Origin of the sequence: Brevibacterium aurantiacum (genome assembly GCF_007558825.1) — a bacterium.
Taxonomy (GTDB): domain Bacteria; phylum Actinomycetota; class Actinomycetes; order Actinomycetales; family Brevibacteriaceae; genus Brevibacterium; species Brevibacterium aurantiacum_A.
Genome location: NZ_VLTK01000021.1, coordinates 1 through 11,121, shown reverse-complemented (window position 1 = coordinate 11,121; position 11,121 = coordinate 1). Strand labels below are relative to the sequence as shown.

The 11,121-nt window shown below is 56.6% G+C and carries 10 protein-coding genes and 1 pseudogene; 7 read left to right on the top strand and 4 right to left on the bottom strand.

Annotated features, from left to right (window positions below):
* Positions 1–3: 3 nt before the first annotated feature.
* Positions 4–675, bottom strand: coding sequence for an SDR family oxidoreductase (locus FO013_RS23070; RefSeq protein WP_260848313.1), 672 nt, complete (start codon positions 673–675; stop codon positions 4–6).
* A gap of 97 nt (positions 676–772) precedes the next feature.
* Here FO013_RS23070 and FO013_RS20830 point away from each other — a divergent pair, with 97 nt between their 5' ends.
* Positions 773–1,159, top strand: coding sequence for a hypothetical protein (locus tag FO013_RS20830; protein WP_143924481.1), 387 nt, complete (start codon positions 773–775; stop codon positions 1,157–1,159).
* Between the two features lie 219 nt (positions 1,160–1,378).
* Here FO013_RS20830 and FO013_RS23395 read toward each other — a convergent pair whose 3' ends face one another.
* On the bottom strand, positions 1,379–1,726 hold the full coding sequence (locus FO013_RS23395) for a helix-turn-helix transcriptional regulator (RefSeq protein WP_395950095.1): 348 nt from the start codon (positions 1,724–1,726) through the stop codon (positions 1,379–1,381).
* Positions 1,727–2,464: 738 nt separating this feature from the next.
* On the opposite strand from FO013_RS23395, the gene FO013_RS20820 reads away from it, so the two are divergent.
* The 6 genes and pseudogenes from FO013_RS20820 (at position 2,465) to FO013_RS20795 (ending at position 9,541) form a co-directional block, all read left to right on the top strand.
* On the top strand, positions 2,465–3,439 hold the full coding sequence (locus FO013_RS20820; protein ID WP_186293249.1) for an ABC transporter substrate-binding protein: 975 nt from the start codon (positions 2,465–2,467) through the stop codon (positions 3,437–3,439).
* A gap of 460 nt (positions 3,440–3,899) precedes the next feature.
* Positions 3,900–4,538 (top strand): CGNR zinc finger domain-containing protein, encoded by a 639-nt coding sequence (locus tag FO013_RS23200; RefSeq protein WP_143924478.1) that lies wholly within the window; start codon positions 3,900–3,902, stop codon positions 4,536–4,538.
* Entirely contained in the window at positions 4,531–5,454 is a 924-nt protein-coding gene (locus tag FO013_RS20810) for an EamA family transporter (protein ID WP_186293247.1), read from the top strand. The genes FO013_RS23200 and FO013_RS20810 overlap by 8 nt, the downstream gene beginning before the upstream one ends.
* 455 nt (positions 5,455–5,909) lie before the next feature.
* A pseudogene (locus FO013_RS20805) lies at positions 5,910–7,306 on the top strand (MFS transporter).
* A 31-nt stretch (positions 7,307–7,337) separates the two neighbouring features.
* On the top strand, positions 7,338–8,585 hold the full coding sequence (locus FO013_RS20800; RefSeq protein ID WP_260848311.1) for an aminopeptidase P family protein: 1,248 nt from the start codon (positions 7,338–7,340) through the stop codon (positions 8,583–8,585).
* 119 nt (positions 8,586–8,704) lie between these two features.
* Positions 8,705–9,541: an IclR family transcriptional regulator gene (locus FO013_RS20795; RefSeq protein WP_143924475.1), complete on the top strand. Its 837-nt coding sequence runs from the start codon at positions 8,705–8,707 to the stop codon at positions 9,539–9,541.
* 48 nt (positions 9,542–9,589) lie between these two features.
* Here the strand turns inward: FO013_RS20795 and FO013_RS23435 are convergent, their stop codons facing one another.
* Positions 9,590–10,264 carry a hypothetical protein gene (locus FO013_RS23435; protein ID WP_313900600.1) on the bottom strand — a complete coding sequence of 225 codons (675 nt, stop codon included), beginning with the start codon at positions 10,262–10,264 and terminating at the stop codon, positions 9,590–9,592.
* A gap of 150 nt (positions 10,265–10,414) precedes the next feature.
* Entirely contained in the window at positions 10,415–10,588 is a 174-nt protein-coding gene (locus tag FO013_RS22700) for a hypothetical protein (protein ID WP_222103695.1), read from the bottom strand.
* Positions 10,589–11,121 lie beyond the last annotated feature (533 nt).

The following is an 11,121-nucleotide window of genomic DNA, read 5'->3' as shown; positions in this document are numbered from 1 at the left end:
GTCTCAGAGGAACGCGGCGACGATCCTACCGAGGACTTCGACTGCGGTGGCCGTGGCAACGAGCATCGCCCGAAAATCGCCGAGCTGGTCGACGAGTATCCCGGCCGGAACCGTAGCGGTAAGGGAGCCTGTTCCAATGATTCCGACGATGGCGGCTGCGAAGGAAGCGGTCGCGCCGAGCTGCAGGGCATCCAGGACGAGGGCCGGAATGTGGGACGAGCGCGACGATGTCAGCGGCGATCTCGTTCGGGTGCCTGGCCCGTTCGAGCGCCGTCTGCTGGGGGAGGGGGCGAGCATGGTCGCATCGTCGCGTATTGCTCCTCCGTTGTCGTCTGTGGCGGTCGGTCCAGGAGCGACCGAATCCACCGGAATTCCTCCGGGGCCAAGTTCCAGGGCGAGTCTTTGAATGATGGCTTCCAGAGCTGTCTTCGACGCGGCGTAGACCGCGGTTACGGGGCTTGGGTGCCGGCTCAGCGAGCTAGAGACATTCATGACGTGGGCGCCGTCGACGCGATGCGGCAGGAGCGACTGAGTGAGGAGTAGCGGCCCGCGTACGTTTACAGCGAAAGTTGTGCTGAAGTCGTCAACGGTGACAGCATCTAGCAAGGCGAATAGTCTCACGCCCGCGTTGTTCAGATGGATTTCGACGCGAGCCGACTCCCACTTTCGGCTGATATGGCAAGACGCGCCTCGCGCGCACTATCGATCGACGAAGACGAATTCTTGTAGCAGCCGCCGTCGAGTTCGCCCCCATGGCCTCGCTGGCGGGCGCGTGGAGCGGATCGCCACCCGTGCGAAGAGCAACGTTCGGTTGATTTATGCCTACTACGGCACTAAGAGCAGCTTGTTCGACATGGCTCTCCCGCAAGCGCTTCGTTGCATGGCCGAGAACGTGCCACCTCGTCCAGACGACCTTACCGCTTGGGCAGGCGACGTCTTTGATCATCACCAGTGGTACCCCGAAGTGCTGCGGCCGAGCATGTGGGCCCAGCTTGAATGTCCCGAGGCTGCAACTGAGCCGTTTGACAGTCATCGCGAACAGACGCTGGCTAGTGCCATGGGCGAATCCAATCCACTTTCGCCAATCGATGTTCTCGTCTTCGTCTACGCCCTCGCGCAGGCCTGGGGAGCAGTCTCCGGAAGGGTTGACAGTGCTTGAGGTTGAGCCTCGCAGCTGCGACCGGCTAGTGGCGCATCGTCCATCTGTTATCACCGCGGTCGAGCGGATGCTGCAGTGGTGAATTCGATCTGACCGCGGATGCCGAGGAACTTCGTTCCTCGCCGACTGATCTCGGGAGGCGCAATACGGGTTCACCGACGCGCCTATGTAGGCAGTGGCCATATGTAATACTCGATCGATCCACATTGCTTCATATCCCTATGTTGAGGAGATGTCTCGTCGCCTGTCTCGTACATATACGGCAGGAGTCTCTCCGAATTCTTGAGCGAATGCAGTAATAAACCCCCCGACTGTTCCGTACCCAACCTGTACTCCTACTCGATGTACTGGCTGTCCATCCATGAGCATTGGAAGCGCCGCCAGCAATCGAGTTTGCTTGCGCCACGAGGCAAATCCGTGCCCCGTTTGAGCTTCGAATGCCCGAGCGATCGTGCGAGTACTGACCCGATACAAATTTGCCCATTCGATGAGCAGAGTCTCCTTCTTGGGGTCCGCCAGGATTGACTCGGCTACGGCTCGAGCGACCGGATGCAGAGGTAACGGCATTGTCATCTCACGAGTATCACACCCGGCGAGAAGATCAACGAGTAGCCGGTAGCAGGCCACTCGGCGGGCCGAACTCAGGCTTCGGCCGGCAACGTGTCTCATGATTGCACCAACCAGGACCTCGAAGACGATCGCTCGTGGGCGCGACCACTGGTCCCCAGCGGGACGCAGCCTCGGGTTCAGATAGATACTTAGAGTCGACCCTGGGCCCAACAGGCGATTCGAATGAAGGACACCTGCTGGGATCCATAGCACTGTATCGCAATGCACTAGCCAACGTTGACCTCCGACCACAACGTCCATGCCACCGTCGGGAAACCAATACAGCTGGTCACTGTCGTGACTGTGCAGAGCGAACATCTCCTCCGAATGTGCAGCGCCGGAAAAAGTCCACGATGTCACTTCGTTAGCATGTCTGAGATCCGAGTCCTCGTCCTCTTGATTCTTGAGCGGGTGTTCCACATCTGGATTCGCCATAGATGACACTATAGCGTCATGTTTGACTTATCTATGTCAGTTCCAATGAGTGGAACGTGGCTATCAATGAGGATAGCCTTACTTGTGTTCAGAAAGTCTTAGTCTCCTCAGAAGACATTCACCGATGCCGATCGTCAGAAGGAAATTCGTATGCGTCTCCACAGTCGGATGAGTCCCGAGTCGCGAAGTCACCAGAATTTTGGCCGGCTTTCACACGGCATCAGGCGGGGGAGTCGCCTTGTCGTAATCACGGCTTTCGCATTGCTCTTCGCAGCCTGCTCGAGCGGCACCTCAGGGTCTGCGACCACCACCGACGATGGGAGCGCGCCGGATGGGTCGTTCCCGGTCACCGTTGATCACGCATACGGTTCGACGACAATTGAGGAGGAACCGAAGAAGATCATCACTCTTGGTCTCTCTGATCAAGACCCCTTGCTGGCGCTTGGGGTAGCCCCGCTCGCAGTCAGTCCTTGGTGGGGTGACTACGAGTATGCAACATGGCCATGGGCACAGGACGAACTAGGGGGTGTTCAGCCAACCGTTCTCAATGGCGGTGTCCGCGACGATTCCAATCCGCCAGTCGAAGAGATCGCCGAACTCGAACCTGATCTCATCATCTCCTTGTATAGCGGTACGACTAAGGAACAGTTCGGTCAGCTCAGCAAAATCGCTCCTGTCATCGTTCCCGACAAGGGGTACACGAACTTCACGATTACGTGGCAGGAGGCCACTCGCGCCACTGGTGAGGCTCTGGGGCGGGAGGACGAGGCCCTTGAGCTCGTGAACGATCTCGAGGCATCCTTTGCCGACGCAGCGAAAGACCACCCCGAGTTTGAAGGCAAGCAGGCGATCGTCGCTGAACGCTTTAAGGCAGGAGAAACTATCGTACGCACCGGGAATGACGTACGTGCACAATTCTTCTCCCAGCTCGGCTTCACTGTTGCCGATCAGGTTGCGGAGCTGACACCGAACGACGCCGGTGAAATCTACGTCCCCGATGAACGGATCGACGAGATCTCGAAGGATTTGCTGGTCTGGAATGTCGGCTTTAACCCCGAAGTGAGAAAGACGGTCGAGAACCTTGGCCTCTACAACGATCTTCGTGTTGTGAAAGACAGAAACGCCATCTGGGTCGAGGATGAGGTCGTCTCCGGAGCTTTTACGTGGGGCACTGTACTTAGTCTTGATTATGCCCTAGATGAAATGCTCCCGCAGATCTCGGAAGCGATGAACTAAAGGAGTGGAGCAGGACGATCTTTAGTCGCAAAAACTCCCATAGGCCTCACCCGTCGCCGCACCCTATTCCATTGGTGAGTCTCATCGGTTAGCGGCGGCCTTTTAACCAGGCATCGTGGTGGCTCTGCGTTTCACCCTGGGCCTTGTGCCTTGTCAACACTGATTCTGCGTTGACAGGCGGTCGAGGTAATTTTTCGGAACCATGGCGTGAGTTCAGACCTAGCGGACCGTCGCTCGCGGCAATACGGAGGTCCCACGCTAAATACGCTCACATATATACACGATGTCTCTTCTTTCGCTGTGTTTCGATGCAAGTGGGTCTACCCAAGTTACTGCCTGCACCAGTCGCACAGCCGCGACGATTCGAAGCGGCCCTGTTTGGGGTGCGCTTATCTGAGAGAACTGGATACCGTCCATACGCACACTCACGCAAATGCCGGTCACCTGTTAAACTATTTAAATGGTGACTCAACGAGAAATACCAGACTGGGACCCGTCCTCTCCGGCCCCCGGTGGACTCGAATTTGTTCGGCAGTTCGCCAACACTTTGGACTGCTATCGGTACCGCGATGACCTAGCCGACATTGGGCACGCGGACGCACGCATGCGAAGGATCGATCCGGATGCGTATGACCTTTTCTTGCCGCCCAGGCCACATCCGATGCAACTAGACGATCTCATAAAGCTACGTAGCGCTCGTGCCGCTTTACGAGCAACTCTTGGCTGCATGACGCGTTGGACTCTGCCCGCCACCTCGTCATATTCAAGCAAGACGCTTCCACCACCTGAACTGAGCGAGACAGAACCGCCCGAATTCTCGTCACCTTGCTCTCTGGAGCTGTCGGATAACGGAGTGCAATTCGTTCCCGACGGCGGCTGGGCAAACGCTCTTACCAGCTGGCTCAGCCTGGAATTGCTCGTCGGTACACGAACGGGTGAGGTTGCTCGTTTGAAAGTATGTGCCAACCCGGAGTGCCAATGGGTCTTTTGGGATGCATCACGGCCTGGCACTGGCCGATGGTGTTCCATGCGACTCTGTGGTGGCCAGGCGAAGGCCCGTCGTTACCGGGAGAAGCGAGGTGATAGCACGCATGGATGATCCCGATGACGCTGGCAGAGTAGTTCCGTTCATCCCCTCGCCGCGTCCAATCAAGCCTGCGCGGCCCTTTGCGGCGATTGTTGTTGTCGTTGTGTCATGCTTCGCTATCCAGGGATCAGCGGCGGTAGCTACAACGCTCTTCGACGACATGAGCCCCATCAGTGTGGCCGCATGGAGGCAATTGATCGGCGCGGTGACTCTGGCGCTTATCTTTCGACCATATTTGCGTGGTCGGAGTCGAGGACGATGGGTGCTTATCGTTCTATTAGGGATAACAATGGCTGTGATGAACACGAGCTACTATTTTGCCGTCGAACGGCTTCCGCTCGGGATTGCGGCCGCGCTGTTCTACCTTGGCCCCTTTATCGTGGCAGTAGCGAGTCTCAGGCGACCACAGCTTCTGGTGTGGCCAGTTCTTGCGTTGATAGGTGTCATTGCGATCACGAGACCCGACCAGGGCGCTGTGGAGTCGGTCGTTGGGTTACTACTCGCCCTTTTTGCTGCTGCTTCGCTGGCCGGTTACACGCTTCTCTCTCATAGGTTAGGCCAGTACGCGCAGGCTGGGCTAGGCGATTTATCTCTTGCGGTCTGTGTTTCTGCGGTTATCTTGCTGCCGGCTCTCGTAGTCGGAAATTCTCCCCCCAGCGGGAGTCATGGTGGGACGCTGATTCTGCTGGGTGCGATCGGAGTCGCGTTGCCGTTCGCCTGCGACTATAAAGCGTTGCGCTGGGGTGGGTCTGCACTTGTCGGTACGCTTTTTGCTCTGGATCCGGTAGCAGGAGCTGTTCTAGGCCTCATCGCGCTGGGTCAGGTCCTCACAAAGTCTGCAATATTCGGACTGATTGCTATTTGTCTGGCTGGCGCGGGGCTCGCAATTGGTACTGCGATGGTCGGCCGCGGACACGAGACCTACTAGCTATCTCCTCACCTATGCATGGGGCCAGATGAGGGCTGTAAAGCACGCGTGCCCAGAGTCGCGACTGATCCATGTAATACGACGATTCTCTTCAGTTTGGGTCGAAGAGGAGTTTTTCATAATCGGTCGTTTTCGCATACACACTGGAGAAGTCTCATCTTCATAGGCCTGGCCCTTACCGCGATACTGCCGCTTTCTCCATGATGGGATCGCGCTACAGGCGCGGCCGCGGTTTCTCGTTGGTTCCGACAGTTGACCGTACTTGTCGAGGGTCGGCTTCCATCTGGGGAAGCACCGTCTCAGGGCCGGGCTTTCAGGCAATGATTTGGCGATCGAGATCGACTCGCGCCTGTACTTCTACAAAGAAAATCATTGACACTGTGCTTTCAGTCGAGTTACCTGCAATGCAACGGGGTTGCAATGAAGGTAACTCCGTTTCCAGACTGGGAGGCCTCATGAACCACGACAGCACCTCGCCGAGCAACGACGCTCCCGAGACCCCTGTCAGCAACACCGACACCCGAAACAACGCGACCGAACTTGGTCCGACGCTGAGCGGACAAAGCCGACCAGACCCAATCGGAGTGGGAAAGCGCACTCGCCGTAGAGTTATCGCTGCAAGCTTTATCGGGAACTTCGTGGAATGGTTCGACTATGCGGCGTACGGCTACCTTGCCGTCACAATCTCCGTCGTCTTTTTCCCTGAATCTGAGCCAGGAACAGCCCTGCTCATGACATTCGCGCTCTTCGCCGTATCCTTCGTTGCACGCCCAATTGGTGGCTTTATCTGGGGGCATATCGGTGACCGTGTCGGTCGAAGGAAAGCGCTGGCTTGGTCGATTCTGCTCATGACGGGCGCTACGTTCTGCATCTCTTTGCTTCCCGGATACGGGGTAACAGGAATCTGGGCTCCAGTGCTGCTACTACTAATGCGAATAGTGCAGGGGTTCTCAGCGGCCGGTGAATACGCGGGCGCTACAGCATTCCTGGTCGAATACGCACCAACCAATCGTCGTGGACTGTATGCGGCAGTCGTGCCCGCCAGCACAGCGGCAGGGCTGCTTCTCGGATCGCTGATGGCTGCCGCACTCACCGGAATACTCGAGCCGCAGGCGATGCAAGACTGGGGCTGGCGCATTCCCTTCATGCTCGCTGCGCCACTGGGGCTGATCGGTCGCTACATCCGTACCAAGCTCGAAGACTCGCCCGCATTCCAGAAGCTCGCCGAGAGTGACGAAGTCATCAAAGCCCCGGTGAGGTCGCTTTTCACGGGCTACTGGCGGCAACTCCTGAAAGGCCTCGGGGCAACACTGCTGAATGCTGTCGGCTTCTACGTTGTTCTCAGTTATATGCCGACGTACCTCTCGCAGGAGATCGGACTAGATGAGACAGCGTCCTACGTCGCGACCACAGTCGCACTGTTCACCTATATTGGCTTCATCTTCCTCGTCGGGATGCTCTCTGATCGTTGGGGCGTAAGAAGGTGCTGATGAGTGCCTCAGTCGTCTTCATCCTGTTCACCGTTCCCGCCTTCATGCTGCTGGATACCGGCAGTTTCCTCATCATCGTGCTGGTCCAGATACTGCTGGGTGCGATGCTCACCCTTAACGACGGTACTCTGGCCAGCTTTCTGGCAGAAATGTACCCAACGCGAATCCGTTACTCCGGCTTTGCAGTGTCATTTAACACCGCCAATGCAGTCTTCGGTGGGACCGCACCGTTCGTCGCAACCTTGCTCATATCCCTTACGGGTAACTTGTTGGCACCCGGCTGGTATCTCATGGCAGCAGCCACCATCGCACTCATCGCGGTTGCGCTCTCCACTGAGACCAGCCGCAAACCGCTCGCCTGACCCCATGACCATCACTACCAAGGAGAACCACATGTCCACCACGACGCCCCCTATGATCGAAGAACTTCCGCCTCTGCGAACGATGCGCAACGGCAGCAAACAGCCGCTGACTTTCACTGATGCCGAGTTCAACCGTCGACTGACTGGACTCAGGAACATAATGCACCATCAAAAACTCGATGCGGTGATCTTCACCAGCTACCACAACATTAAGTACTACTCAGACTTCCTCTACACTGCATTTGGCCGCAACTACGCGCTTGTCGTGACTCAGGACAGCGCAATCACCGTTACTGCTGGCATCGACGCCGGAATGCCTTGGCGCACGAGTCACGCCGACAACATCGTCTACACCGACTGGCAACCAGACAATCTATACGCCGGGATGCAAGAGGCGCTGCGACGTCAAGCGATATCTCCTACACGCGTTGGTGTCGAAAACGACGATTTGACGGTCATCAACAGCGCGAAACTGCAGGCCGCTTTCCCTGACATCGCTCTCATTGATATTTCTGCAGACACTATGCGCCAGCGGATGATCAAGTCGCAAGAGGAGATCGACCTCATCACCCACGGTGCCCGCATCGCCGACCGCGGTGGTGAAGCAATCAAGAATGCGATCCGGGAAGGAGTCACCGAGTACGAACTCGCTCTCACCGGTACCGAGGTGATGACGCACGAAATCGCTCGCACCTTCCCATACCGAGAGATCCGCGATACCTGGGCATGGGTGCAATCAGGCATCAACACCGACGGGGCACACAACTGGGCTACTACCCGAAGGCTACGCAAAGGCGATCTGCTCTCGCTTAATTGCTTCCCGATGATCTCGGGCTATTACACGGCACTTGAGCGAACCCTGTTCCTCGGGGAGCCAGACGATCGCACACTGGAGCTGTGGACCGTGAATGACGAGGTGCATCGCCGAGGCATCGAGCTGATTAGGCCTGGCGCGATCTGCAAGGAGATCGCGGTCGAACTCAACGAAATCTATCGTGAACACGGATTGATTAAGAACCGCGCCTTCGGATATGGTCACTCCTTCGGTGTGCTCTCCCACTATTACGGACGGGAAGCCGGCCTGGAGCTAAGGGAGAATGTCGACACAGTGCTCGAACCTGGCATGGTCGTGTCGATGGAACCCATGATCACAATCATGGATGGCGACCCCGGAGCCGGAGGCTACCGCGAGCACGACATCGTCGTCGTCGGAGCCAATGAAGGCACGAACATCACAGCCTTCCCATTCGGACCCGACCATCACATCATCGACGCTTGAACGCCATTGCTCCTAACTTCCACTCAGCCAGGTCCTTGCTGAGGTTACTATCAGCAAGGACCTGGACTAGAATGAACCACAAAGGAAAACTGTTCAGTATTTGATGGAATTGAGTGTGGATGAATACGAGCCAGAGGCCGTTGTCTCCAGGCTCCGGCTCGGTAGAAGAGGGCGCGACTTATCAGGGTGGCCCCTCTGTGATCAGCAATATCATGGAAGTACTGCGCTGCTTCACTGTGGACCGTCCGCTCATCGGAGTCACGGAGATCGCCAAGCAAGTCGGCCGGCATAAATCAAGTGTCTCGCGGATTCTTGTGACGCTAGAGCACGAACACGTCGTCGAACGTGATTCGCAAACCCGTAAGTTCAGGTTGGGACCAGGGCTGATTGCCATCGCCGGACCGTTGCTCGCTAATCTCGACGTGAGAAAAGTGGGACAGCCCCTGCTACAGCAGCTGGCGGAGGAAACGAATGAGACCGTTGGACTCAACATCTGGGATCGATATGAATCGGTCTCGATCGAGCAGATCCCCTCGACACTCCGCATCAAGCACACCTCCGAACTCGGCACGCGTTACACGACGGCGCTTAACTCGACAGTTCAAGTCTTCCTTGCATTCGACGACCTTTCGTCAACCCGTAAACTGCTATCTAATGGTCGTGTTGAACTACCGAACGCTTATGGCTTGGACCAGTACATGGACCGACTGGCTGAATGCCGCAACCGTGGATACGCGACCAACTACGGAGAGTCGGCTCCTGATGAGGTCGGCGTTGCTGCTCCGGTATTCGACCACCAGAGTCGCGTGGCCGCAGCTGTGATGGTTGCGGCACCGAGATACAGAATCTCTCCAGTTCGGCTGGATCAACTCGCTAACGCCTGCGTCGGAGCTGCCCAACGAGCCAGTGCGAGACTTGGTAGCGCGTTAGTCGACGGTCCTCGAAAGCCGAGCTGAGGTGAACAGTCGCTAGTCTCAGAGCAGTCCCCGTCTCTATACATTGAGCTACGATTCATCATTATTCTGATTTGGAGGCCGGGAAGCGGGTCTCTCGGCAAGCAGTCTGGCCTTTGAACCGGACCTACTTACGTTGTGGGCAAAGACGCGGTTGCGACCGCCGCCGATGTGCTGAACACTTTCGGGCTGCGGTTGCACGTTCCCTTTGAGGTATCCGGGGGCCAACGTCAGTCTCTCGCCGTCGCCCGCAGCGCGGTGGCTCAGACAAGCATTCACTTGGCCGATGAGCCCACCGAAACGCTCGACGGCGCCACGGTGAAGAAAGTGTTCGATGTGATAGCCGTCCTCATCGACCAACAAGAACAAACGGTCCGGTTGGTCGTCGACGATCCAGCCGCCGCTGCACGCGTGAACCGCCTGGCCACCGTGGCGACTGTCGAGTACGATGATCTCGTTCCTTGCTTTTGACCTGTCGGCCATCCTCATCACGTCGCTCGATGCCAACTCATTCTGGCCAAACTCGCAGTCGCTTCCCCAGAGCCATCCCCCTGAGTCGTCGATGTAGTCATGACCTGCGAAGTAGGAGAGGGCAATTTTCTCGTCGCCGGCGAAGAACTCATTGACGGCGCCTCTCAGATGAGCTCGAAACAGGACCGTAGACACATCTGTTCCAATCATGAGTAGAACGTCGAAGTTGTGTGTCCCATCTGCGTTGCGATTCATTATGACCTTGCGGCCGGAGCCATCGTTTACCGCACCCTGACGAGGTGAGGTTGGTCGGAATTCAACCTCGACTCACAGCGCTTTTCGCACTGCTCAGACCGAATCAATGCAGTCGGCTATGTTCTGGTCATGCTAGACAACTGTAGGCGCTCAATAAATCGTGGTGCGATTTTCCCTGTAAGCCTGGATCCCAAGAATCGGCGTGTCTACTTCCTTCGCGCATTGTATTTCCCTTGCCTGTCCTTCAGGAGACAGCGTATTTTCACCGACCAGGACGAGAACGCCATCTGAGCGACGAGCCTGTGTTCTTGTCTTATTTTCCATGGAGAGTTGTATGGTACTGACACCGGCATATCGGCGAAATCATAGAGACCGCGCGGATGCAGCGGCTGTTCCTCGAAGAAGTCGCTCTGCCGCTCACCCTCAGTGGCAAAAGCTATGAACACGATTCCTGGGCCAGGCATAGTTCACTCTTCGACTATGGGTCGCAACCATTTTTGGTTGCATCTTTCTCGACTCACCACCAAAACCAGCCGTCAGAAGTGGACATGCGGAGTCACTGTTCCTCATAGTTGCGGCTCGGTTGACGTTTCGAAACCCTAGGCTTTAGAGAAACTCCAGTTTCCAGGCATTGCGGCTCGGACTTTGGGTTAGAAGTTGTATCGCATAGCCTATGGAGATTCCGGCCACAGCCGCCTTGATCACGTATTTTCCGATGAAGGGATTAATACGACGTGCGCCGATCATTCATCCGACATATGTTGAGAATCGTTGTAGTCTTCTTCGACTTAACGTTATTGGCTCCTCGATCGTTAACCGGAATGATGGCATCACTCGATCTGTCAAAGGAGACCAGC